The organism is Pseudomonas sp. P1.31, assembly GCF_001269815.1.
Taxonomy (GTDB): domain Bacteria; phylum Pseudomonadota; class Gammaproteobacteria; order Pseudomonadales; family Pseudomonadaceae; genus Aquipseudomonas; species Aquipseudomonas rustica.
Genome location: NZ_LHVN01000019.1, coordinates 279775 through 304480 on the forward strand (window position 1 = coordinate 279775; position 24706 = coordinate 304480).

22 protein-coding genes and 1 tRNA gene are annotated in these 24706 nt (G+C 59.5%); 9 read left to right on the forward strand and 14 right to left on the reverse strand.

Translation table 11 applies throughout. The annotated features are described in order from the left end of the window. Positions 1 to 6: 6 nt before the first annotated feature. The 6 genes from fdxH to AD669_RS12175 all read left to right on the forward strand — a co-directional run bounded on the left by fdxH (position 7) and on the right by AD669_RS12175 (position 5998). On the forward strand, positions 7 to 942 hold the full coding sequence (gene fdxH / locus AD669_RS12150) for a formate dehydrogenase subunit beta (protein ID WP_034154153.1): 936 nt from the start codon (positions 7 to 9) through the stop codon (positions 940 to 942). Then, positions 939 to 1604: a formate dehydrogenase subunit gamma gene (locus AD669_RS12155; RefSeq protein ID WP_053120000.1), complete on the forward strand. Its 666-nt coding sequence runs from the start codon at positions 939 to 941 to the stop codon at positions 1602 to 1604. The genes fdxH and AD669_RS12155 overlap by 4 nt, the downstream gene beginning before the upstream one ends. Positions 1605 to 1607: 3 nt before the next feature. After that, positions 1608 to 2534, forward strand: a complete 927-nt coding sequence (fdhE, locus tag AD669_RS12160) for a formate dehydrogenase accessory protein FdhE (protein ID WP_053120001.1) — start codon at positions 1608 to 1610, stop codon at positions 2532 to 2534. A 45-nt stretch (positions 2535 to 2579) separates the two neighbouring features. Further along, positions 2580 to 3983 carry an L-seryl-tRNA(Sec) selenium transferase gene (gene selA / locus AD669_RS12165; protein ID WP_172680110.1) on the forward strand — a complete coding sequence of 468 codons (1404 nt, stop codon included), beginning with the start codon at positions 2580 to 2582 and terminating at the stop codon, positions 3981 to 3983. Then, positions 3980 to 5896: a selenocysteine-specific translation elongation factor gene (gene selB / locus AD669_RS12170; protein ID WP_053120005.1), complete on the forward strand. Its 1917-nt coding sequence runs from the start codon at positions 3980 to 3982 to the stop codon at positions 5894 to 5896. The genes selA and selB overlap by 4 nt, the downstream gene beginning before the upstream one ends. A gap of 6 nt (positions 5897 to 5902) precedes the next feature. Continuing rightward, positions 5903 to 5998, forward strand: a tRNA-Sec gene (locus AD669_RS12175). Between the two features lie 64 nt (positions 5999 to 6062). Here AD669_RS12175 and AD669_RS12180 read toward each other — a convergent pair. The 3 genes from AD669_RS12180 to AD669_RS12190 form a co-directional block, all read right to left on the reverse strand. Next, the gene (locus tag AD669_RS12180; RefSeq protein WP_053120007.1) at positions 6063 to 6353 is read right to left on the reverse strand and encodes a type II toxin-antitoxin system RelE/ParE family toxin; all 291 of its coding nucleotides are present in this window, start codon (positions 6351 to 6353) and stop codon (positions 6063 to 6065) included. Next, entirely contained in the window at positions 6346 to 6591 is a 246-nt protein-coding gene (locus AD669_RS12185; RefSeq protein ID WP_053120009.1) for a type II toxin-antitoxin system ParD family antitoxin, read from the reverse strand. Before AD669_RS12185 ends, AD669_RS12180 begins: the two co-directional genes overlap by 8 nt. A 196-nt stretch (positions 6592 to 6787) precedes the next feature. Continuing rightward, positions 6788 to 8053 (reverse strand): OprD family porin, encoded by a 1266-nt coding sequence (locus AD669_RS12190; RefSeq protein WP_053120011.1) that lies wholly within the window; start codon positions 8051 to 8053, stop codon positions 6788 to 6790. On the opposite strand from AD669_RS12190, the gene AD669_RS29005 reads away from it, so the two are divergent. Further along, positions 8025 to 8090, forward strand: a complete 66-nt coding sequence (locus AD669_RS29005; protein WP_371262374.1) for a hypothetical protein — start codon at positions 8025 to 8027, stop codon at positions 8088 to 8090. The two genes, AD669_RS12190 and AD669_RS29005, sit on opposite strands and share 29 nt — an antisense overlap. Before the next feature lie 181 nt (positions 8091 to 8271). On the opposite strand, the gene AD669_RS12195 is transcribed toward AD669_RS29005, so the two are convergent. Together AD669_RS12195 and AD669_RS12200 are read right to left on the reverse strand one after the other, a co-directional pair. Continuing rightward, a complete protein-coding gene (locus AD669_RS12195) occupies positions 8272 to 9984 on the reverse strand; it encodes an amidase (RefSeq protein ID WP_053120013.1) in 1713 nt (570 codons plus the stop codon). 281 nt (positions 9985 to 10265) lie between these two features. After that, positions 10266 to 11648, reverse strand: a complete 1383-nt coding sequence (locus tag AD669_RS12200) for an aspartate aminotransferase family protein (protein ID WP_053120015.1) — start codon at positions 11646 to 11648, stop codon at positions 10266 to 10268. 157 nt (positions 11649 to 11805) lie between these two features. Between AD669_RS12200 and AD669_RS12205 the strand changes: the two genes are divergently transcribed. Continuing rightward, on the forward strand, positions 11806 to 12411 hold the full coding sequence (locus tag AD669_RS12205) for a TetR/AcrR family transcriptional regulator (RefSeq protein ID WP_053120017.1): 606 nt from the start codon (positions 11806 to 11808) through the stop codon (positions 12409 to 12411). A gap of 1068 nt (positions 12412 to 13479) precedes the next feature. Continuing rightward, a complete protein-coding gene (locus AD669_RS12210; protein WP_053120019.1) occupies positions 13480 to 14073 on the forward strand; it encodes a nucleotidyltransferase domain-containing protein in 594 nt (197 codons plus the stop codon). Here the strand turns inward: AD669_RS12210 and proP are convergent. The 9 genes from proP to AD669_RS12250 form a co-directional block, all read right to left on the reverse strand. Continuing rightward, entirely contained in the window at positions 14063 to 15568 is a 1506-nt protein-coding gene (proP, locus tag AD669_RS12215; protein ID WP_053120021.1) for a glycine betaine/L-proline transporter ProP, read from the reverse strand. The two genes, AD669_RS12210 and proP, sit on opposite strands and share 11 nt — an antisense overlap. Positions 15569 to 15706: 138 nt before the next feature. Continuing rightward, a complete protein-coding gene (locus AD669_RS12220; protein WP_053120023.1) occupies positions 15707 to 16480 on the reverse strand; it encodes a DUF3313 domain-containing protein in 774 nt (257 codons plus the stop codon). Between the two features lie 191 nt (positions 16481 to 16671). Beyond that, positions 16672 to 17673: an AraC family transcriptional regulator gene (locus AD669_RS12225; RefSeq protein ID WP_053120025.1), complete on the reverse strand. Its 1002-nt coding sequence runs from the start codon at positions 17671 to 17673 to the stop codon at positions 16672 to 16674. A 55-nt stretch (positions 17674 to 17728) separates the two neighbouring features. Then, positions 17729 to 19006 (reverse strand): OmpP1/FadL family transporter, encoded by a 1278-nt coding sequence (locus tag AD669_RS12230; RefSeq protein WP_053120027.1) that lies wholly within the window; start codon positions 19004 to 19006, stop codon positions 17729 to 17731. Between the two features lie 36 nt (positions 19007 to 19042). After that, positions 19043 to 20521 (reverse strand): DUF1254 domain-containing protein, encoded by a 1479-nt coding sequence (locus AD669_RS12235; protein WP_218187428.1) that lies wholly within the window; start codon positions 20519 to 20521, stop codon positions 19043 to 19045. Further along, complete coding sequence (locus tag AD669_RS12240; RefSeq protein ID WP_218187429.1) at positions 20514 to 21881, reverse strand: DUF1254 domain-containing protein; 1368 nt, start codon at positions 21879 to 21881, stop codon at positions 20514 to 20516. Before AD669_RS12240 ends, AD669_RS12235 begins: the two co-directional genes overlap by 8 nt. A gap of 155 nt (positions 21882 to 22036) precedes the next feature. Beyond that, positions 22037 to 23569 carry an arylsulfatase gene (locus tag AD669_RS12245; protein ID WP_053120031.1) on the reverse strand — a complete coding sequence of 511 codons (1533 nt, stop codon included), beginning with the start codon at positions 23567 to 23569 and terminating at the stop codon, positions 22037 to 22039. Between the two features lie 83 nt (positions 23570 to 23652). Continuing rightward, entirely contained in the window at positions 23653 to 23964 is a 312-nt protein-coding gene (locus AD669_RS28655; RefSeq protein ID WP_218187430.1) for a hypothetical protein, read from the reverse strand. A gap of 3 nt (positions 23965 to 23967) precedes the next feature. Continuing rightward, the gene (locus AD669_RS12250; protein ID WP_218187431.1) at positions 23968 to 24705 is read right to left on the reverse strand and encodes a hypothetical protein; all 738 of its coding nucleotides are present in this window, start codon (positions 24703 to 24705) and stop codon (positions 23968 to 23970) included. Position 24706: the final 1 nt, after the last annotated feature.

Here is a 24706-nt window from a genome sequence, read left to right on the forward strand (position 1 = left end):
CTTTAAATGGCCAGCCAAGACATCATTGCCCGCTCGGCCACCACAACGGTGCCGCCGTCGGTGCGGAATCAGGAGGCGGTGGCGAAGCTGATTGACACCACCAAATGCATCGGCTGCAAGGCCTGCCAGGTCGCCTGCTCGGAGTGGAACGAGCTGCGCGACGAGGTCGGCCACAACCACGGCACCTACGACAACCCGCAGGATCTGAGCGCGGAAACCTGGACGTTGATGCGCTTCACCGAACACGAAACCGACGCCGGCAACCTCGAATGGCTGATCCGCAAGGACGGCTGCATGCACTGCGCCGAGCCCGGTTGTCTGGCGGCGTGCCCGAGCCCCGGCGCGATCATCAAGCACGCTAACGGCATCGTCGATTTCGATCAGGATCACTGCATCGGCTGCGGTTATTGCATCACTGGTTGCCCGTTCAACATTCCGCGCATTTCGCAGAAAGATCACAAGGCTTACAAGTGCACCTTGTGTTCGGATCGGGTCGCAGTCGGGCTGGAGCCGGCCTGCGTAAAAACCTGCCCGACCGGCGCCATTGTTTTCGGTACCAAGGAGGACATGAAGGAACACGCTGCCGAACGCATCGTTGACCTGAAAAGCCGTGGCTTCGAAAACGCCGGTTTGTATGACCCGGCAGGCGTTGGCGGCACGCACGTCATGTACGTGTTGCATCACGCCGACACGCCAACGATCTACGCCAACCTGCCGCAGGATCCGGCGATCAGTCCGTTGGTGGGCCTATGGAAAGGCATCAGCAAACCCTTGGGCCTGTTGGCTATGGGCGCGGCGGTGTTGGCCGGATTCTTCCACTACGTGCGCATCGGGCCGAATCGCGTCGAAGAAGATGAACATCCAACGCCACCCGATACCTCGGTGCACGTCGTCGATCCGGCGGTGCACACCTTCGATCCACGCGGGGAGGAGCGGCCATGAGCAACAAGACGATCCTGCGTTACACCGCCAACCAGCGCACCAATCACTGGCTGGTGGCGATCCTGTTTTTCATGGCCGGACTGTCCGGACTGGCGTTGTTTCATCCGTCGCTGTTCTGGCTGAGCAACCTGTTTGGCGGCGGGCCATGGACGCGGATTTTGCATCCGTTTATGGGTGTGGCGATGTTCGTGCTGTTCCTCGGTCTGGTGTTCCGTTTCTGGCGCGCGAACTTCTTTATCGACAACGACTGGAAGTGGATGCGCCGCATTGATCGGGTACTGGTCAACGATGAAGAAAGCGTACCGCCGGTGGGCAAATACAACGCCGGGCAAAAGCTGCTGTTCTGGACTTTACTGCTGTGCATGCTCGGGTTGCTGTTCACCGGGCTGGTGATCTGGCGCGCGTATTTCAGTGCGTTTTTCGGCATCACCGTGATCCGCTGGGCGATGCTTCTGCACGCGCTCGCCGGATTCGTGCTGGTGCTGAGCATCATCATTCACATCTACGCCGGGCTGTGGATCAAGGGTTCGGTGGACGCGATGATGCACGGCTGGGTCAGCCGCGCCTGGGCGAAGAAACACCATGAACTGTGGTATCGCGACATCACCCGCGACGAGCGTCAACCGGACGTGCCGGAGCGACCGATCACCAAAAAGGGCTGACTTTTGCCAACCATTCTTGAACCTGGGGAAATCGAAGCGGCGGCCAGTTCGCCGCCGTTTCTGCACCTGCCGCCTTCGAACCTGTTTGCGCTGCGGGCTGATCGCCTGGAGCAACTGGCCGAAGGGCATGCACTGGCGGAATACCTGCGACTGATTGCCGGGTTGTGTCGGGTGCAGCAGCAGGTATTCGATGATCCGCCGCTGACCGCGCCGTTTGATCAGCAACGGATCGAGGCGTGTCAGCAGCATGGTTTGCCGCCGTTCGCGGCGGATACGTTGGTGCGCGAGGAGGGTTGGCAGGCTTATCTCGAGGCTTTGTTGCAACGTTATCAGCCGGGTGAACAGCCTGCTGTTGTCGAGGCGGTCGACACCTTGCGCGGCGCCAGTTCCGGCCAGTTGCGCGCGTGGGCGGTGGCGCTGGTCAGCGGCCAGTTTTCGATGGTGCCGGCGCAATTGGTGCCGTTTCTCGGCGCGGCGCTGCAAACGGCGTGGAGCCATTGGCTGCTCACTGCGCCGGATCTCAAATTGAAACCTGGCGATAGCCTCAGCCAGTGCCCGGCTTGTGGTTCGCCGGCGATGGCGGGGGTCATCCGTCATCGCGGCAAGCACAACGGTTTGCGTTATCTGGTCTGTTCACTGTGTGCCTGCGAATGGCATGTGGTGCGGGTCAAGTGCGTGTATTGCGAATCGAGCAAGGGCCTGGATTATTTCAGCCTTGAGGATGATCGCCACGCGGCGAATCAGGCGCCGTTGCGGGCTGAGGTTTGTCCGGGCTGTAACAGTTATCTGAAACTGGTTTATTTGGAAAACGATGCTGACGCCGAGGCGCTGTCGGCGGATCTCTCCAGTTTGTTGCTGGACATGCGACTGGCACAGGACGGTTATCAGCGTCTGGCGCCGAATCTGTTGCTGGCTCCGGGAGACGAATGATCTGAGCGTCTACACTCTGGCGCAGTGATCTGTCTCCAGGAGTGGCTGATGTCCCTGCGGTTACCTTCCATTGATGGTTTGTTGCGTCACGCTGCGTGTGTGCCTTTGCTTGCGCGTCATGGGCGTGAATCGTTGTTGGCAAGCTTGCGTCAATTGCTCGATGAACTGCGTCCCGCCGTGTTGAGCGGGCAATTGTCGGCGGTTGAAATCAGCCCCGAAGTGCTCGCCGGTCGCGTCGGCGAACGCTTGGCGCAGCAACAACGCAGTAACGTGCGCCGGGTGTTCAACCTCACTGGTACGGTGTTGCACACCAATCTGGGCCGCGCGCTGTTACCGGACGAAGCCATTGAAGCCGTGCAAATGGCCGCGCGTTATCCGCTCAATCTCGAGTTCGATCTGGCCAGCGGCAAGCGCGGTGATCGCGATGATTTGATCGAAGGCCTGATCCGCGAACTGACCGGTGCCGAAGCCGTCACCGTGGTTAATAACAATGCTGCGGCGGTGCTGCTGACGCTCAACAGCCTGGGCGCGCGCAAGGAAGGCATCATCTCGCGCGGTGAGCTGATTGAGATCGGCGGCGCCTTCCGCATCCCCGACATCATGGCCCGCGCCGGCGTGCGTCTGCACGAAGTCGGCACGACCAATCGCACCCATGCGCGCGACTACGAAGCAGCGATCAGCCCACGCAGCGGGTTGATCATGCGTGTGCATGCGAGCAATTACGCCATCGAAGGCTTTACCGCGCGAGTGCCCACCGCTGAGCTGGCCGAGTTGGCGCATCGGCATGCTTTGCCGTTGCTGGAGGATCTGGGCAGCGGCAGTTTGCTTGATCTGACGCGCTGGGGTTTGCCGGCCGAGCCGACGGTGCGTCAGGCGCTGCTCGATGGCGCGGACATCGTCACCTTCAGCGGCGACAAATTGCTCGGTGGGCCGCAGGCCGGATTGATCGTCGGGCGAAAAGAGCTGATCGCGAAAATCAAAAAGAACCCGCTGAAACGCGCGTTGCGTGTCGACAAGTTGACTTTGGTGGCGTTGGAAGCGGTGCTGGGTTTGTATCGCGATCCGGATCGACTGGCCGAGCGTCTGCCAAGTTTGCGACTGCTGACTCGACCGCAGGCGGACATCTTTGCGCAGGCCTCGCGCTTGCAACCGGCGCTGGCTGACTTGATGGGCGAGGGTTGGCAGGTACGTGCGGTTGAGGCCTTGGGCATGATCGGCAGCGGCAGCCAACCGGTGGCGCGTTTGCCGAGTGCGGCGCTGTGTCTTCGCCCGCAAGTTTCCAAGCGACTGCGCGGGCGTTGTCTGTTGAATCTTGAAGCGGCACTGCGCGCGTTGCCGATCCCGGTGCTCGGCCGTATCGACGACGATGCGCTGTGGCTAGATCTGCGCCAACTCGACGATGAGCCGGCGTGGCTGGCGCAGCTGCCGCAGTTGCAGGTCGACCCGTGATTGTCGGCACAGCGGGGCATATCGACCACGGCAAGACATCGCTGCTGCAAGCGCTGACCGGACAAAGCGGTGATCGGCGTCCACAAGAGCGCGAACGCGGGATGACCATTGACCTTGGTTATCTGTATGCCGAACTCGAACCGGGCGCGGGCCTGACTGGATTTATCGATGTGCCGGGGCACGAAAAATTCACCCATAACATGCTCGCCGGGGCGCAAGGCATTGATCGGGTGTTGCTGGTGGTTGCGGCGGATGACGGCGTGATGCCGCAAACCCGTGAACATCTGGCGATCGTCGAACTGCTCGGAATACCGCGTGCGCTGGTGGCGATCACCAAGTGCGACCGGGTCGAGGCGGGCAGGGTGGAAGAAGTGCAGCGTCAGGTGCTCGATCTGCTGGAGGCCGGGCCGTTTGCCGAGGCGCCGGTTGTGATTGTCTCGAGCGTGACCGGGCAGGGCGTTGATGAACTGCGCGAACTGTTGCTGCAAACGCAACGTGAAGTGCTGGAACGCAGTCGTGAGGGTGGTTTTCGATTGGCCATTGATCGGGCGTTCAGCGTCGCCGGTGCGGGGATTGTGGTAACGGGTACGGCGCTGTCGGGCGAGGTCTCTGTCGGCGACAAACTCACGCTTGGGCCGTCCGGGAAACCGGTGAAGGTGCGCGGGTTGCACGCGCAGAATCAGGCTGCTGAGCAAGCCTTCGCCGGGCAACGGGTGGCGCTGAATCTGAGCGGCGAACGCCTGGAATTGGCGCAGATCCATCGCGGGCAATGGCTGCTGCCGGAGTGGTTGCATGCTCCGACTCAGCGCGTGGATATCGAATTTCAATTGCTGCCGGGCGAACGGACTTTCGAGCATTTTCATCCGGTGCATGTGCATCTCGGCACGCAGGACGTGATCGCGCGGGTGGCGCTGCTTGAAGGGTCGCGCCTGAGTGCTGGCGAGCGGATGTTCGCGCAACTGCTGATCAACGCGCCGGTGCATGCGGTGAAGGGCGATCGGCTGATCCTGCGCGACTCCAGCGCTCAGCGCACCCTCGGTGGTGGGCGTGTGCTGGATCCGTTTGCCCCGGCCCGACAGCGCCGCAGTCCCGAGCGTTTGGCGCAGTTGCAGGCGTTGGCTGACAGCGAAAGTTTTGAGCAGGTGTTGTCAGCGTTGCTTGATCACAGCGCCGGCGGCCTCGGCCCGCAACGGCTGGAACGCCAATTCAATCGTCCGCGCGCAAGCTGGTCTTTGCCTGGGAATGTTCGCCTGATCGAGACGCGCCAAGGCCCGGTGCTATTCAACGTGCAGCGCTGGGGGCAACTGAAATTCACCCTGCTGGAGCAATTGGCGAAGTTTCATGAACTGGAACCCGATCAGATGGGCCCGGATCGTGATCGCCTGAGACGCTTCAGCGCGCTGCCGCTGGAACGTTCGACGTTTGCCAGTTTGCTCGACGAATTGCGCGACGCTGGCGCGATCACCGCCAGTGGCCCGTGGCTGCATCTGCCGGATCACCAGGTGCGTCTGAATGCCGAGGACGAAATCCTCTGGCAGCGACTGCAACCGCTGTTTGAAAACGGCGGCTTCGATCCGCCGTGGCTGCGCGACGTGGCGAAAATGCTTGGCGAGGATGACGCCGTGGTGCGTTTGCTGCTGCGCAAACTGGCGCGGCTGGGGTTGATGCATCAAGTGGTGCGCGACCTGTTCCTCAGCGACAGCCAACTGCGCAGGATGGCGGCGATCCTCCTGCAACTGGCCAAGGAAAATCCGCAGATCCAGGTGACAACCTTCCGCGATGCGCTAGGCTTGGGACGCAAACGCTGTATTCAGTTCCTCGAATACTTCGACCGCCTCGGCCTGACCCGGCGCAGCGGCGAAGCACGGCAAATCCGCTACGACAACGCACTGGCCAACACCAGCGCGCACTGAGTTCAAGGAAGGCAATCGCGCCCGGTGGCGCGGCCGGGCTTCAAACCCGGTTGGGGACGGCATCCGTTCCCGGGCAGGTTCGACTCCGGCTGCCTTCCGCCAATTAGCAGAATCAAAAGATCGCAGCCTTCGGCAGCTCCTATAAAAGCCTGCGATCTCTTGATGTTCAAAGTTTGCGTTGCGCATCCATCCGATCATGCAGGATTCGAATGATCGCAATGCCATAGGCCGTAATGCGAAAGTAGATCATGTGCCGTTCTACGCTGCAGCGCCGATAACCAACACGGATGGCATCGCAGGCGGGTGCTGTTTTGGGACGCTCAGTCAATTGAGCAAATGCAGTGGTGAGAATATCGATGTAACGATTTGCCTGATCCAGGCCCCATTGTTGCGCGGTATAACTCCAGATCGCCTCGAGGTCGCCCTCGGCAGCAGGTGTCAGGCGATATTCAGCCATGCGTAGTCAGCATTCTCTGTTTGAACGCCTCTGGATCGAAGGGGCGTGGTTTGCCGCTGGACTCACCTTCGCGAAGCGCTGCACGAATCGTTTCAAGTTCAGCAGTGCGTTCTTGTTCACGTCGGATCAGATCGCGAATGTATTCGCTGTCGTTGGTGTAATGGCCGGCGTCGATTTGAGCTTTGATCCAGTTATCTTGTTGGTCAGTCACGGTGATGGTTTTTCGAACGGTTCCCATGATCGGGCCTCCAGTGAAAGGGTCGATAGCGCGGAATTTATCATACTATTGGTGCGCTAAGGTGCTCTCTTGTAGGAGCGGGCTTGCTCGCGAAAGCGGTGGGTCAGTCAACATTGCGGGCGACTGATGCGCCGCCTTCGCGAGCAAGCCCGCTCCCACAGTTTTGATTGTGTTTCGGGCAGGGTGATTTGTTCTGTCAGAAGGCGAGCGGGTATTGGATGACGAGGTAGAGGCGGTCGATGTCGTCGCCGGCCTGGGCTTCGTTGGCGCGGTGGGAGACATGGGAAAGTTGTACTGAGAGGTCTTTTGCCGCGCCGGACTGGACGATGTATTTCATGTCGATGTCGCGCTCCCAGTGTTTGCCGCCATCACCTTGTTGCAGTTGATACGCGCCGCCAACCGGGGCGTGGGTGCCGTCGATGTGGTCGCCGGTGACGTAGCGGGTCATGAAGGTCAGGCCGGGGATGCCGAAGGCGCCGAGGTCGAGGTCGTAGCGTGCTTGCCAGGAGCGTTCGTGGGCGCCGTTGAAGTCGGCGTATTTGATCGAGTTGGCGAGGTAGATCGAGTCACCGCCGACAAAATCGAACGGCGTGTCGCCATTGACTCGCTGCCAGCCGAGCATCACCGCGTGCGGGCCGAAGGCGTATTTGCCGGACAGGCTGAACGCAGTGTTGTCGATCGCGCCGGCCAGCGCCTGGCCTGTATCGCGGGTGTGGTAGAGGTTGGCGTCGAGCAGCAGGCCGGATTGCTTGAAGTGCAGATTGCCGTAGTACTGGTGCCAGGTGTCGCTCAGGTCGGAGGCGTAGAGCGCGCCGCCGAGAGGGCTGTCTGCGAACAGATCGGCGCCGATAAAACTGATGCCGCCGGCTTCGGTATTGGCGCCGTAGCCGTAAAAATCGCCTTTGCCCGATGAGCTGTCCTGATTCTTGAACGCGGTGAAATGACCGGCGACCAGATTCAAGTTGTCGATCTCTCGGCTGTTGAGCAGCAAACCCGTGGCGTACTCCGGTTGCAGGCGTTTGTCGGAGGTGTCGAAGACCGGCGTTTCTACGGTCATTTCGCCGAACGCCAGGGTGGTGCGCGAGGTTTTCAGCTTGAGTGCACCGCCGGCACTGGAGTAGTTGTTTTCGCTGCGGCCGTCACTGTCTACCGGGAGCAAACCTGTGCCGGAATGGCCCTTGCCGCCATCGAGTTTGATCCCGGAAAAGGCGTGGGCGTCGATGCCGAAGCCAAGTGTTCCTTCAGTGAAACCTGATGAGAAGGTTCCGATAAAACCCTGCGCCCATTCCTGTTTATAGTTTTTACCGCTGGGCGAGGGGGATCGGTAGTCGTTGCTCAAATAGAAGTTGCGCAGAAGGATTTCGGTTTTCGCGTCGTCAAAGAAATCGCTGGCGGCGCCGGTTCCGGACAGACCACAGAGCAGGACTAGCAAGGTGAGACGCGAGGGTGCGCGATGGATCATGGTCGGAGGCCAGCAGCAATTGAAGTGGCACCGATGATCGCGGGATTTCAGGTAGGGGTGATTGAGCCAATGTGCTGACTTGATGACACAACACAAACCCTGTGGGAGCTAGCCTGCTGGCGATAGCGTCAGTTCATTCAACAATGATGTTGAATGTTCCTCCCTCATCGCCAGCAGGCTAGCTCCCACAGGTTAAATTGCATTTCAGATATTAATAGTTACGACAATGGCGGGGTGCGTGGCGGGATCTGGCGTTTGCTGCCGGTCGATTCGAATGCGGCGGCCAGGCGCAGCAGGCTCGAATCGTCGTAAGCGCGACCGGCGAAGGTTAGGCCGACCGGCATGCCGATGTCAGCCATCACGCCCATCGGCACGGTGACGGTCGGTACACCGAGGTGACGGATCGCGAGGTTGCCGTTGGCCACCCAGATGCCGTTGCTCCAGGCGATATCGGCTGACTCCGGGTTAACGTCGGCATCCGCCGGCCCCACATCGGCCACTGTCGGGAACAGCACAGCGTCGAGGCCGAGTTTATCCATCCACTCTTCCAGATCGATGCGACGCGTCTCCTCTAGCCCACGCAAGCCATCGGGCACGGTGCTGATTTCATTCCACGGCGTGATCCCGCGTTCAGCCATGCGCACGTATTCGTCCATGCCAGCAACCAGATCGCCCTCACGGTTGGGCAGGGTGCCCGGCTCGTGCGGGAAAATCTTCAGCCCATCGACGTCAACCAGACGATTGAGCTTCGGGTCGCCGTTGGCTTGCAGGAAATCATCGAACGCCCAAGCGGTCAGATCCCACAGTTCATGGTGAAGAAACTCTTTCGAGACCAGACCACGGGTGAACACGGTCGGCGCGCCAGGACGATCGCCTTCGCAGTTGGAGACCAGCGGGAAGTCAGTTTCGATCACTTCAGCGCCCGCCGCTTCGAGTGCCTGACGTGCCTGTTTCCATAGATCGATCACCGATTCGCGGGTGTTGATGCGCTGGCCGGTCGGGCCACCGATGCCCGGTGCTTCGCTGGTGCCAGCCTCAGGATCGGCGTTGATGAACATGCGTGGTACGGCGAAACGCTTGCCGGCCAGCGCTTTCGCGTCGGCGGCCAGATCAGCATAAGCCGCAGGGCGCACGGAGCTGACGCTCGGGATCGGCACCCACGGTTGCAGACGCCACAGGTCACCACGGGTGTCCGGGTCTTCGGCGACGACGATGTCGAGCACTTCGAGCAAGTCAGCCATGGTGCGCGCGTACGGCACGACGACGTCCATGGTCGGGGTCAACGGCCAGTTGCCGCGCACCGAAATTACGCCGCGCGACGGCGTATAGGCGCACAGGCCATTATTCGAGGCCGGGCCGCGACCGCTGGACCAGGTTTCTTCGGCCAGACCGAACGCGGCGAAACTGGCAGCGGTGGCAGTCCCGGCGCCGTTGGACGAGCCGGAAGCAAAGGGTGCGGTCAGGTAATCAGCGTTGTACGGGCTCTCGGCGCGGCCATAAACGCCGCGCTGCATGCCGCCATTGGCCATCGGCGGCATGTTGGTTTTGCCCAGGCAAATCGCCCCGGCCGCGCGCAGACGCTCGATGGTGAAGGCGTCGCGATAGGCGACCAGATCGGCAAACGCCGGGCTGCCGGACGCGGCGGTCAGGCCTTTGACCAGATAACTGTCTTTGGCGGTGTAGGGGATGCCATCGAGCGGGCCAAGGGTTTCACCTTTGGCGCGACGGGCATCGGCGGCTTGCGCTTCGTTCAGCGCTTCAGGATTGCGCACCACCACCGCATTCAGCGCGGTCGGCGTATCGGCGCCGTCGTAGGCGTCGTAGGCGTCGATGCGCGCGAGGTAGGCTTGCACCAGCTCGACCGAGGTGGTCTGGCCGGATTCCAGCGCAGCGCGCAGTTGCGCAATGGAAACTTCGGTGACTTCGATCATGCGGTCACCGCCGTTGGAATGTGGGTGTTTTTCTTGGAATGGGTGTTCATATCGGTTCTCGTTGCACAGCTTTAAGCGACAAGGTGAAGACTGGCGCCTATTTAACACCAAGCGGCGCGCGGAGTAATCGGCGGGATCTAACTTTGTCCGCCAATGGCTACTGGGTAGGCAACTGTAGGAGCTGCGGCACGCTGCGATCTTTTGATTTTGTTTTTCAAGATCAAGATCAAAAGATCGCAGCGTGCCGCAGCTCCTACAGGGGGATTGTGCAGTGACGAAGATCAGAGGACGCCGTACTCCCGCGCCGTGCGATCCACGGCAATTCGGGTCTTGTCGATCAACTCATCCAGCTCCGCCCGGGTCGCTACCAGCGCCGGCGCCATGATCATCCGGCCCAGTGTCGAGCGGATGATCAAGCCTTCTTCAAAACCGATCGTGCGGCAACGCCAGGCCATGTCGTTTTCGTTGGCAAAGCGCTTGCGGCTGGCCTTGTCCTCAGCAAACTGCAACGCGGCCACCAGGCCGACGCCCTGAATCTCGCCGATCAACGGGTGATTACCAAACACCTCGCGCAAGCAATTTTGCAGATACGGCCCGGTATCAGCCTTTACCTGAGCGACCACGCCTTCATCGCGCAACGCCTTGAGGTTGGCAATCGCCACGGCAGCCGCCACCGGGTGCCCGGAATAAGTCAGGCCGTGGGCGAACACGCCACCTTTCTCAACCAGTGCATCGGCCATACGCCGCGACAGAATCAGACCGCCCATAGGGATGTAACCGGAGGTCAGGCCCTTGGCGATCGACAGAGTGTCGGGCTCGAAACCGAAGGTCTGATGCGCGAACCATTCGCCAGTGCGGCCGAACCCGCCGATCACTTCGTCGGCGCACAGCAACACGTCGTACTTGCGGCAGATTCGCTGGATTTCTGGCCAGTAAGTAGCCGGCGGAATGATCATGCCGCCCGCGCCCTGGAACGGTTCGGCGACGAAAGCGGCGACCTTGTCAGCGCCAAGCTCGAGAATCTTGTCTTCCAGTTGTCGCGCGGCTTGCAGGCCGAACTCTTCCGGGCTGAGGTTGCCTTCGTGGGCAAACCAGTACGGTTCGTCGATGTGCGCGACGTCAGGAATGGTGCCGCCCATTTCGTGCATGAACTTCATGCCGCCCAGCGCCGTCGCCGCCAGGGTCGAGCCGTGGTAGCCGTTCCAGCGGCCGATCATAATTTTCTTCTCGGGCTTGCCCATCACTTGCCAGAACTTGCGCACGGTGCGGATCAGCACTTCGTTGGCTTCGGAGCCAGAGTTGGTGTAGATCGCGTGGCTGTAGTGCTTGGGCAGCAGGCTGAAGAGCAGCTCGGACAGTTCGATCACCGCCGGGTGGGTCGTGTGGAAGAACATGTTGTAGTAGGGCAGCTGTTCCAGCTGCGCGGTCGCGGCGGCGGCCAGATCCTTGCGACCGTAGCCGAGGTTGGTGCACCACAGGCCGGACATGCCGTCGAGGTAGCGATTGCCATCGTTGTCCCACAGCGACAGGCGATCACCGCTGACCATCACCCGTGGGCCTTCTTCGTTGAGGGCCTTTTGGTCGACGAACGCGTGAATGTGGTGCGCGGCATCGGCGGCTTGGTAATCGCTGGTACTGCGGGTCGAATCGAATTCGGCGGACATGGCTGATCTCCAGAGAAAAGGGCGGGTGAGTGCGTTCGTTGCCGCGCTGCACGAGTAAAGTTTTGTCACCTAAAAATATTTTTGTAAAGAAAATATTTGTCGGTGAAAAAATATCGCCGTAGGCTGAGGGTCATTGGCAAGCATCATCAGAGGCAACATGAGCGGACTTCGAGAGCGGCAAAAGGAACAGCGCCGGCAGGTGATTGCCGAGGCGGCGCTGGAGCTGTTCAAGGCCAACGGGTTTGCGGCGACGACGCTGGATCAGATCGCGGTGCAGGCCGGGGTGTCGGCGCCGACGGTGGTGAATTATTTCGGCGGCAAGCAGGAGATTTTGTTGGCGTTGCTGAAGCAGCCTGACGAAAAAGCCATGCGCGATTCGCGGGCTCGTCTTGATGACGACAGTGATCCGCTGGAGGCGTTGTGTGCGTTTGAGGGGTTGATGACGCATTACCAGTTGGAGGCTATGCCGGCTTCACTGTGGCGGGAGTTGGCGCCGTTTTTGTTTACCGGGGAATTGGCTCGGGCGCTTGATCCTTGGAATGCGGCGGTGATTGAGGAGACCAAGGCGCTGCTCGTGCATTTTCAGGGGGTTGGCAGGATTCGAGACTCGGTTGATATTGATGTGGCGGCGACGGTGTTTAATCAGTATGCGAATGTGGCGTTTATTCGGTTGGCGACTGAATTGACGCCGGATCGGGAGGCGCATTCACGGCATATGCGGAGTGTGTTGGGGTTGATGTGTCATGGGATGTTGGTTGGGTGATTGGGGTTTTGGGTTTTGGGTGTATATCCGTTGCTGCGGGGGTGGCTGCTGGCGGTTTCGCCCTTACGGCGAGTCACCTTTTCCAAACGCCGAAAAGGTAACCGAAAAGGCTTTGCCCTGACGTTCGGCCCTCGCTGTGGCTCGGGTTCCTTCGCTCCGGGATTTATCCGGGGGGCAGCGCCTACGGTTTGCTTCGCTGCACCTCCTCTCGCTGTGTTTGGCTGCGCCAAACGGTCGCTGCGCTCCCACCCCGGATCAATCCCTACACTCAGCCTGCCGACGGGCCGGTGAGTCAAGATCAAGAGCAGGCGAGCTGGCACTCGGCCTATTGAGTGGTGAAGGGCGGGCGTGCTTGGCTTTGGTTTTTGTGGTGTTTTCGCCCCTCACCCCAGCCCTCTCCCGAGGGAGAGGGAGCCGACTGGTGGGCTTTTCAAAATTTGGGTTCGACTCGGTCTTTCACGTCGGCGTACCTCTCCCAATCCACGCAATCAGTCCCCTCTCCCTCCGGGAGGGAGAGGGGGCCGATTGGTGGGATTTTCAAGATATGCGTTCGACTCGGTCTTTCACGTCGGCGTACCTCTTCCATTCCACGCAATCAGTCCCCTCTCCCTCCGGGAGAGGGCTAGGGTGAGGGGCCTTTGATCTTGATCTGGTTTTTGATCTCAAGCCCCTTCGGCAGGCCGAGCGTAGGTGTCCATCCGGTGATCAGGCGCGTAGCGCCGTGCGGCGTAGCCGCACACATCGAGAGGAGGTGCAGCGAAGCAAACCGTAGGCGATGTCCCCGGATGGACACCGTAGCGAGGGAACACTGAGCCTCAGCGAAGTGCCGTACGCCGGGGCCAAGCCTTTTCGGTTACCTTTTCGGCGTCTGGAAAAGGTGACTCGCTGTAAGAGCGAAACCGCCAGCAGCCATCACCGCAGCAACAGATATGCCCCCAAAACAAAAACCCCAAACCCCAATAACCAAACTAAGACTGATGTGGTAAATGACACACCGCATTCGCGAGCAAGCCCGCTCCCACAAGGGGATCGCATTTCAAATTCTAAGGACGAGGAAGTTATTGAATCATGGATGAATACGCATGGTTGGCGTGGACGCCTGAACACTTGTCGCAACGCCTGCAACACCTCGCGCGCCCATGGTGCGTGGTCGGCGGATGGGCGCTGGATCTGTGGCACGGGCAGCAAACCCGTGAACACAATGACCTGGAGTTCACAGTTCGGCGTGAGGATTTCCCATTGTTCCGGCAGACGTTATCGGAGCTAAAGTTCTACACCGTCAAAAACGGCGCGTTCGAATGCCTGCCGGAGCATGATCTTCCCGGCGACGACATTTTTCAGGTGTGGGGTTTTGATACCGAGGCCAATGCCTGGCGAGTGGATGTGATGCTTGAAGCGGGGAGTGCGCAGTCGTGGGTCTATAAACGCGACACGTCGATTGTCTATCCGCGCGCGGAAATGGTCGCCCTCAGCGCAAGCGGCATCCCATACCTGAGACCCGCCGCCACGCTGCTGTTCAAAGCCAAGAATACCCGCCCCAAAGACCAGGGCGATTTCACCCGCGCATTGCCGAAACTCTCTGGCGAGGATCGGCAATGGCTGGTGGATCATCTACAACGATTGCATCCGCAGCACGAATGGATTGCCGATCTCACTCATTAATCCGCGGATGCTGCTGCACCAGGTTCTTGCGCTTCGCCTCCAGCTCAGCAATCTCGGCATCAATGTCTTCAATCTTCTGCTCAATGTTGTCGTGATGCTCTTTCAACAGCTCCTTCGCCTCCGCCAGATCCGAAGCCGCCGGGGCCGCGCCGCGTAGCGGTTGGTTGGCGGTTTCTTTCATGGTGACGCCGGTGAACAGGCCAACCACGGCAATGACCATCAAGTAGTAGGCCGGCATGTACAAGTCGTTGGTACTTTCGACCAGCCAGGCGACGATGGTCGGAGTCAAACCGGCGATCAGCACGGAGATGTTGAAAGCAGCGGCCAAAGCGCTGTAGCGAATGTGCGTAGGGAACATCGCCGGCAGGGTCGAGGCCATGACGCCGATGAAGAAGTTGAGCAGCACCGCGAGCATCAGCAGGCCGGAGAAGATCAGGCCGATCTTGCCGCTGTTGATCAGCATGAACGCCGGAATGGCCAGAATGAACAGGCCGATACTGCCGACGACGATGAAGGGTTTGCGGCCAATCTTGTCGCTGATAAAACCAATCGCCGGTTGCACAAACAGCATGCCGACCATGATCGCGATGATGATCAGCACGCCACGGTTTTCGCTGTAGTGCAGGTTGTGCGACAGGTAACTCGGCATGTACGTCAGCAGCATGTAGTAGGTGACGTTGGTCACGACCACCACGCCGACGCAGGTCATCAGGCTGCGCCAGTACTTGGTGGCGACCTCCTTGAACGAGACTTTCGGGCCATCGGCGAGGCCTTCGCGGTCGCCTTGTTCGAGTTTTTCGACGTGCTGCTGGAATGCCGGTGTTTCCTCCAGTGCGTGGCGCAGGTAGAGGCCGATCATGCCCAGGGGCAGGGCGAGGAAGAACGGCAGGCGCCAGCCCCACGATTCAAATTGCTCTTCGCCGAGTGTCGAGGAAATCAGCACGACGACACCGGCACCGAGAACAAAACCGGCGATGGAGCCAAAGTCCAGCCAACTGCCGAGGAAGCCGCGTTTGCGATCCGGCGCGTATTCGGCGACGAAGATCGAGGCGCCGGTGTATTCACCGCCGACCGAGAAGCCTTGAGCCATTTTCGCCAGTAACAGCAGGATCGGCGCCCAAATGCCGATCGACGCATAAGAGGGAATCAAGCCGATGGCGAAGGTGCTCAGCGACATGATCACGATGGTCGCGGCGAGGACTTTCTGTCGCCCGTACTTATCGCCTAACCTGCCGAAAAACAGGCCGCCCAGCGGACGGATGAGGAAGGGCACGGAGAACGTCGCCAACGCGGCGATCATCTGTGTGCCGGGGTCGGCGCCGGGGAAGAACACTTTGCCGAGGACGTAGGCGACGAAGCCGTACACGCCAAAGTCGAACCATTCCATGGCGTTGCCAAGCGCAGCGGCGGTAATCGCTTTGCGCATTTTTGCGTCGTCGACAATGGTGATGTCTTTCAGTCTGATTGGACTGACGCTTTGTTCATTGGATTTCATGGGCGGTTTCCCTGTACCTGATCTGAATCGGTGCTATCTGTTTGATGGCATTGCGCTTTGGGTTCAGATACATGGCGATACGAAATAATTCAGCGTTCACTGAATTATTTCGTCTCTAGCCTCAAGAGCCCCGCAACATTATTCGACGGCTTCCACGCAGTTCGGCGCTTCTCGGCGCATGCACAGGCGATAACGTACTTTTTCTGCCCAGTATTTTTCAGCCGCAGTCACGTCGCTCCAGGAGTCATACGTGCTGCTTTCGAACAAACCGATGATCGGACGGCGCGAGCCCGTGCGGCGATCGATCTCTGCGACGATGACTTCACCCGTCTGCGAGTCAGCCATTTTTCCTTCAACAGTGACTTGGCCGGTAAACGGCGGTTGCCCTGTGGTGTGCGAAACGGCTTGCATGGCGGCGGCTTTGGCACCGGGCACGCCCAGTGGAATCGGAATGTAGGACGCTGCTTTCAGCGAAGTATTGGCGGCTTCTGCATCGACGATGGCGACAGCGATGTGCAGAGTGTCGGGGCCTGGGGTGTCGACCATTTGATAGTCTTCGCCCAGTTGCTCATGCAACTGATTGTAGAGTCCTTGAGCAATTACATTGGCATCGGCTTGTGGTGCCTCGTGCAGTGTGGATTTCGGGCCGGCATACAGTTTGACCGGATCCAGCAACACTTTCTTGTAGCGGGTGAAACTGGCGGTGGAGGCGTATTTCGGGTTGCGGTAAAGGCGCAATGCTTCGCCATCCTTGCCTTCTTTCATCTGCGGGTAAACGTCAGCCAAAAAGCCCGAACCGTTCAGGTTGTCCTCACCCAGACTGGTACTTCTGCCGGGTTGTGAGGTCGTAGAGCAGCCGGCGACGGTGATGAGGGCGGCGGCGAGCGTCAACGTACTCAAAAGTGGTTTCATGCAGGGTTTTTCCTTACTGGAATCAGGTTTTTTCGTGGGGGGCAGTCGTACAAGAGATGCCACGCTCAAGGCTAGTTGATGGATGAACAAACGCTAGAAGCATCGCGAGCAAGCTTTGCACCAACAGTATGAAATGCGATCCACAGGAGCAAAGCTTGCTCGCGAAGGCGTCTGACCAGACGCCAATTAACTCAAGCCTTCTGCTGCTTGAGCCATTGCCGCGGGCTGGCGCCAAACCAGCGTTGGAACGCCCGGCTGAATGCACTCTGATTGGCGTAGCCAAGCACTTCAGTCAATTGCATCAGGCTCATGTCCGATTCTTCGAGGTAGCGCACGGCCATGGATTGTCGGGTTTCGTCGAGCAGCGCCTGAAACGAGGTGCCATGTCCGGCGAGGTGGCGCTGCAAAGAGCGTGGGCTGACGCGCATAAAGTCGGCGATGTAGTCGATGGTCACCCGTCCGCTGGGCAGAAAACTGCGCAGCAAACGCTGGATCTGGGCCGGCAGTTCGTCGCTGTCGATGCGGTCGATGGTGTCCAGTTGCTGCAAAATCAAACGGTGCAGTTTCGGATCGGCGTCACTCAGCGTTATATCCAGCAAATTGGCGTCGAACATCCAGGCGTCGAAAGTGCTGTTAAATCTCGGGATTACGCCGAGGAGACGCCGATAGCGTGCATTGCTCGCCACCGGTGCGTTTTGCAGCAACGCGGCGACGGGTTGCCAGCGGTTACCCAGCAAGCTGCGCATCAATTGATACCCCACGCCGACGGCCAGTTCGCTGACATGACGTCGGCCTGGTAGATTTTCCGATTCGCTGGCGTAGTACAACAAAGCGTGTCCGTCTGTTTGTTGAATGACCACATCGCCGAAATTGTCATGGACGTGGAAGTAGCGACCAAAATCGCGTAGCGCGTCGCCGACGGTGTTGGAATTGCGCATCAAATAGAGCAACGAACCAAAAATGCCAACGCCTTGATGCAGACCGAACTCCAGACCGAAGAGGGGATTGCCGCTGGTTTCGCTGCCCAGTTCCAGCACCATGGCAAAACGTTGCAAGGAGATCAGCGCATCCGGGTTCTCCAGTACATCGCCGGGTAGCCCGGCCTTGCGCAGAATATCGGTCGGGTTGAGTTTCTGGCTGATGGCAAATTCGTGGAACCCATGGAGAGCCGAAGCACGGGTGAGGTAAGCCATATGAACTGTGCTGCCTTGATAGGGGCCGTGCACGCACGGCCCGGGTACATGTGAATCAGAAACGCCAGGTCGCACCGCCGCCAATGATATGAAGGGCGCTGTTGGGATAACTGCCCGACAGCGTCTGACCGTCGCGCTTGCTCTGCTGCACGTCCATGTCGCCCAGCCACACCAGGGTGTAATTGAGGTTGACGTCCATGTCGTCGGTCAGCTTGTAGCTGACGCCCGTGGCCAGCCGCCAGGTTTCGTTCATCGGGTTGTCGACGGTGCGATCCTTATCCTTTACCGCCGAACTGTCATACGCCACACCCATGTTCCAGCGCAGTTTCGGGCTGAGCTGATTTTGCGCACCGAACGACAGGTGCCAAGTGTCCTGATATTTGCGGTCGACGGAACGCGAAACGTTGTTGCCACCGGTATCCACTTCCACGCCGATATCGGCAAAATCGCTCCAGTCCTGCCAGTTGGCCGAACCGAGCAATGTCCATTGATCGTTCAACTGATGAGCGACGCTCAGGGTCACGGTCTGCGGGATGTTCATGTCGATGCCCAAGTCATCGACATCGGCCCTCGACAACGCCAGGTTGAGCAGCGGGTTGCGTACGCCATGCACCGATGGCGAATCCTTGAACTCCAGTTTGACCTTGCTGGTGTACGCCAGACCGATCGTGGTGCGCGGGTCGAGTTGATAGCGCAGGCCCAGATTGATGCCGGTGCCGGTGTCGGTGTCCTTGTACTGCAACTTGCCATCCTGCTGAAACGGATCACCCGGCAGGAAGGCGTTATTGTCGATGGCCATTTTTGTGTAGTAGTAGCCGTAGACCAGGCGCGGGCCGATGCCCATCGACAGGTCGTCAGTGATTTTGTAGGCGAACGTTGGCTGGAACGAGATACCGATCAGTGTCGACTCCTGCGTTTGATAACGGCCGGCCCAATCATCGTCGTACTTCACGCTGAGGCCGAAGTTGCCGTACATGCCGAAACCGACACTGGCACGGTCATTGACTTCATGGCTGATGAAGAAACTGGCCCCGGGCAGCACCGGCAGCGGGTTGCCGCCCTCGTTGCCGGAGATGTCATTGTTGCCATCGCGATCAAACTTGATACCGCCGAACAGCGCCTGACCGGTCATGGTGACTTGCGTCCCTTTAAGCGCCGCAATCCCCGCCGGGTTGCTCATCAATACACTCGGGTCGGTGGCCAGCGCCGCCGAGCCGGCATTGGCCAGCCCCGCGCCTTCCTGACCCGCTTCATACAACTGAATACCACCTGCCATCGCCTGCCCGGCAGTGCCGGCCAACGCCAGAATCATCAGTGAGTGAGTGGATCTCATCCGGTACTTCCTTATTAATTGGGACGTGCATCAGTTTTAGTCGTGAATCGGCCCCGGCACCAGCGGCGGAGGTGTCCAATCGCCTTTAATCAACGCTTCGGAAGGACCGTAGGCGCGAATCGTCAGGGCGAACTCCTGCTCGGGTGCCGGCAGCCAGTTGCCGACTTTGTCTTCAGTCGGGCGCTGATGCTGGATGTAGATCGTCAGCGAGCCGTCGGCGTTGTACTTCAGGTCTTTGTTTTTGGTACCCGTGGAGTAACGCTTGATCGGATTGTCGGCAAAGAAATGCAGCTTGTCGTACAGGGTCAGTGACCAGAAACCCGACACCGGCGGTGTCTGCCCGGCAGGGAAGGTCAGGGTGTAGCTGCGCTGGCCACTGAGGCGCTGCCCGTCGCCATCCTCTTCGCGGAAGATGTACGCGGTTTCCTTGACGTTGTTCTCGAAGATGTTCGATTTGGCGATCGCCAGACGTGTCAGGTAGTCGGTGCCGAATGCCGCGTTGTTGAATGGCCGGTTCCAGCCATTGGCGATGCGCACGCCATTACTGCTCAGATAGAACAGCGGATCAACCACGTCCTTTTCGCTTTGCTGTGCAGTTTCCTGTAACACACGTGCGATCGCCGGATCATGCTCGCCAGCCGCTATGAGTGCGCGAAACTGTGCGTAGAGCGACTCTTCACCCGGCAACGGCGGCACCTGCGCCAATACGCCTTTAAGCTGAGCGAAGAAGCGCTGTGGTGTGACCCATTTGGTCTCGCCGGGTGGTTGATCCACCATGGCTTTGGGCAGCGGCAGTTTCGGCAGGTTTTTCCAGTCGATGGTTTTGACCTTGCCGTCGAACGCTGACAACGGGTACATGGCGATTTGATTGAGCACCGGTTGAATCGCCGCGCGATCCTCTGCGGTGTCGGCCATGAACACGCGCGGGATGACCACGCCGGTGTTGGTTGGCGAACGCAGCACCGCTTCGACACCTTCAGGTTTTTCGCCTTTCCAGTCCGGGCCGACAATCAGGTAGAAGCCCGGTTTGGTCGCGTAGATTTTCGCCACTTGCGCGAAGCTATCGGTGCGCTGATCGGCCAGTTCATACATCCAGAAGCGGTCGCCGAAGTCTGGCACTTGCAGGATCACCGGGCCTTTGTCCAGCGCCAGTGCGCCGAAACCGTAAACCACGTCCTGATTCGGGTGCGCAACGATGCGAATGCCCGGGTCGATGTAATCCGACAGCATGGCCAACTGATTGACCGGGGCCACTGGCGTTGGGCCGAGCAGGCCGATAGTTGGCACCTGCTCGTACATCATGCGTCGGGTCTGCAAATTCACCAGCGGCCAGCCCCAGACATACGCCATTTGCGCAACGGCGCGGGCGTAGCCTGGTGTCATCACGGTGTTGGCGACGGGGCCTTGGGGTTGCGCAATTTCAACGGCATTGGCGGCACCGGGCAGGGCGATCAGCAAACTGCTGATCGCCATTGCCGTGAGGGTCAGCCGTTGCGGGGCGCTGAACTTATTCAACGGCTTCCACCTGTGGCAGTTCGTACTTGCCGGCCAGCACTTCGCTTTTAGGCTGGTACAGACGCAGGATCATGTAGAACGGCCCTTTAGGCGCCGGCAACCAGTTGGCCGCGAACTCGCCATCGGGTTTCTCCGCTTGTAGCGGTACTTCGAAAGAGCCATCGGCGAGTACTTTCAGCCCCTGTGTGTCGGAGCCGAGTTTGTAGCGGGCAATCGGGTTGTCGACGAGCATTTTGTCGACGGCGTTGTAGACCGTCAGCGACCAGAAACCATCGACCGGCGGGGCGCTTTTGAAGCGCAATACATAGTGCTTGTCACCGCTGAGTTGTTGGCCTTTGGCGTCGGTCGAGCGAAGTGGGTACATCGCTTCTTTCTCGCCCTGACCACCCAGATACGGCCCGCTGACCAGCGCGCGCAAAGGATAGTTGGCGCCGAATTGATCAAGACCGGTTGCCCAGGCCCAACCATTGCGCTGTGTCGCGGCCGAGGCCAGTGCCGATACGGCGACTTTCGGCCCGTCGGCCAGTGCTTTCAGCAAACCGGCCTTCTGTGGCGGGGACAGCCGCGAAGGATCGAAACCTTTTTCCGTCAGGCCGAATCGGCCGAACTGTGCAAACAGCGCCTCGTCACGCGCTGGCACCGGGTTATCCTTGAGTCCAGCAGCGAGTTCGCGGATGAAGTCCAAACCATCGTCATTGCCTGTCGGCAGTGCGGCCAACGTCTGCTCTTTGGGCTTGTAATCGCGGTTGTTGCGTTGCGACAACGGACGCAAGGTGAATTGCGCTTGCAAGGCGTGCAGCGGCTTCAGGTCTTCGCCGTCATTGACGCGTAGACGACCCCACAGCCAGACGGTTTTGGTGCTGACATCCAGACGTTTCAAATCCTTGGGCAGCGTACCTTTCCAGCCCGGCGGCACCAGCACGTAGTCACCGGCAGCGGTGCCGGTGGTACGACGGCCGATGTAGTGCTGCAACTCCTGCCACATGTTGAACACATCGACCACGTAGTAGCGATCGGCGGTGTCCGGAACGTGCAGCACGTAAGGTTCAGTCAGTTGCACAACGGAGCTGAGGTACAGCGTGTCGTTGTTGGCGGTCGGCATGTCTTTCGCTGCCGGGGTGGCCAGCGTCTTGGCCCAGCCGAGTTGATTCAACGGTGCGCGATAGCTGGTGTCGGGACGGGGGTTGGGCACGTCGGTGTATTCGCGAATCACCCGTTCCATGCGTACCAACGGATAACCCCAGGTGAACGCGTTGATGCCGTTGGCGTAAGCGTCGGCCTCAAGACCGGCGGCGATGTTTTCCTGGCTGGTGGGCATGCTCAGCAGTGCATCGGGCTGCGCCTGAGCGAACGTTGGCATTGCGACAAAGCCACTGCTCAAGACTGCTGTCGCGAGGGCACAGCGCAGCCAAGGTGTTTTTTTCGACATAAGTTTTCTCCCATTCGCTCGACATACGCCCGCTCAGGGGCGCATGTCGTCGAATGTGGTCATTCAATTGAGGAAGGGGGTTGGGCTCAGTTGGCCATCGAGGCCATGCCGATACCGCCGGCACCTTTCTGCGAAGGCGGGTAGTCCTTCATGCTCTTGGCGAACGCTTGCATGTACGGCGCGATGATCGGGATGATCCAGCTGCGCTGTTGCTGCCAGCGGAAGTGATCGCCGGCTTCAGGCGAGCGCTCGTACGGATCGACTTTGATGTCGATGACCAGACCGCCCGGAATTTCTTTGGCCGCCTCCATCCACTTGTCTTTGATCGCGGTGTGGACTTTCCACTGATCGACGCGCACGGCGTTCAAGTGGGTTTCGCCAAAGAAGAAGAACTCATGGCGATTGGATTTGCCGCCCGGTTTGGTCAGCATGTCGATCTGGTTGTAGCCGTCCAGATGGTTTTTGAAGGTTTTGCCGTCGACATCCAGACCGGTCAGCAGTTTCTCTTTGACGTCGGTCTGGCCTACCGCAGCCATCAGCGTCGGTACCCAGTCTTCAGAGGTCATGAACTCGCCGGTCCAGGTGTTGGGCTTGATGTTGCCCGGCCAGCGCACCAGCATCGGCACACGGAACCCGCCGTCCCAGGTCAGGCCTTTTTCACCCCGGAAAGACGCAGCACCCGAGTCTGGCCAGTGCGACAGGTTCACGCCGTTATCGGAAGTGAACAGCACAATAGTGTTCTTCGCCAGGCCTTGGTCATCGAGGGTTTTGAGCAGTTTGCCGACCAGCGAATCGAGCTGCAGGATGGCGTCGGTGTACTCGGTGTGACCGCTTTTGCCCAGCCACTCATCACTGACGTGGATCTTCTGGTGCATGCGCGACGGGTTGTACCAAAGGAAGAATGGCTTGTCGGCGGCTTTCTGTTTTTTCACCCAGTCGATCGACAAGTCAGTGATCTGGTCATCGACGCTCTTCATGCGTTCGATGGTCAGCGGACCTTCGTCGGTGATCTTCTGTTTACCGACACGGCCCCAGCGTGGATCAACTGTTGCATCGTCGGTGGTGGTCGCCACTGAGTGGATCATGTTGCGCGGGATGCCGGGGAAATTCGGGTCTTTGGGGAAATTGGTCATTTCTGCGATCTCCATCACGTTCAGGTGATAGAGAAAACCGAAGAACTCATCAAAGCCATGAGCGGTCGGCAGGTATTCGTTGCGGTCGCCGATGTGCGATTTGCCGAACATGCCGGTGGCATAGCCCTGCGCCTTGAGCAACTGGGCGAGGGTGACGTCGCTGTCCTGAATGCCGACTTTCGCACCGGGCTGGCCAACAGCGGTCAGGCCCGTGCGGATCGGATACTGGCCGGTGATGAACGCCGCGCGGCCCGCGGTACAACTCGGTTGCGCGTAGTAATCAGAGACCATCATGCCCTCCTGGGCAATGCGGTCGATGTTTGGCGTGGTCACGGCGCCGAGGCCGCGGTTGTAGGCCGAAACGTCCATGGGGGCCATGTCGTCGATCATGATCACGACAATGTTCGGCTTCTCGGCAGCCTGGGTGACGCCCATGGCCGCAAGGCTCAGGCCAAATCCCAGGAGGGCAGTTCTTAGTATGTGCATCGTGGATTCCTGTTCATGCGTGATCGGAAAACCTGAGCCAGTCTGGTTCAGGTTTTACCGTTGCGCAAAGAATGGGTGGCGGGTTAAGGCCGTTTCAGATTGCCGTGTCTGGCATGCCCGACATAGAACGCCGGACGCGTCCCCGGGAACATCCAGAACGGCGTCATTTCCGAGGACGGGAAGACGTTCGGGAAGCGAGGGTCGCGCGTCGAGGGGCCGGCGACGGTGGCTTCCTGAACCATGGAGATGTATTGATCGACGGCGTTTTCCAGCGTGTTGCCGTTGATGATTACTTCGGTGCCGATCATCTGTGCGTATTCGGCGACACCGCTGGCCGTGGACAGCAGCGGCGCGTAGGCATCGACGCTGACACCGTTCTCGCTGGTGACCCACAAGCCTTAATCGGTGTGAACGACAATCGAATGGTTGCCTTCGGTATGACCCGGGGTGTGCATCAGAGCAACACCTTCGCCGAGCATGATCGAGCCGTCGAAGCAGACGACCTTGCTGTCGGGTATCCCGGCGATACCGCTCGGGCAGTACCAGTCGGCCTGATAGGGGTTGAGGTCTTTAGCCGATTCCCATTCACGCCAGTGCACCAGCAATTGTGCATTGGGGAACAGGCCGGGTGCCTTGTCGGTGCCGAGCCAGCGCCGCACGTCTTGCGTGTGCAGGTGGTCGTAAGTGATGTAGTCGATGTCTTCAGGACGCAGGCCGATGCGCGTGAGAATCTCGGGCACGCTGTTCTGGCGTTTGATGATCAATTTGGTCAGCCACGCGGCGGTGCGCTCCTGCAAGCGGCGGAAGAACGGCGTTTCGATGTTGCGTTCGTGATCCGATGGCGACACCAGCAGGGTCTTGAGGCCTTCGGCAGTGTCGAACTGCACAACGAACAGACGGTTCTGGATGTGCATGTATTCGACAAAGCGTTCGCGCGAGAACGCATTGCGCAAGCCGTAACGCACGGGGTAGGGCACGGTAATCAGGTCGAACGATTCGAAGTAGCGAACCTTGGGGCCGTTAAGCATGTCTTCACGAAACTGTCGCGCGGCGATCCGCGTATCTTCTACGCGCGCCTGTTGACCGGCAGCGGCGCGGGAGTCCTGGAAGTGATGAATTTGTTCAAATGCACGCATG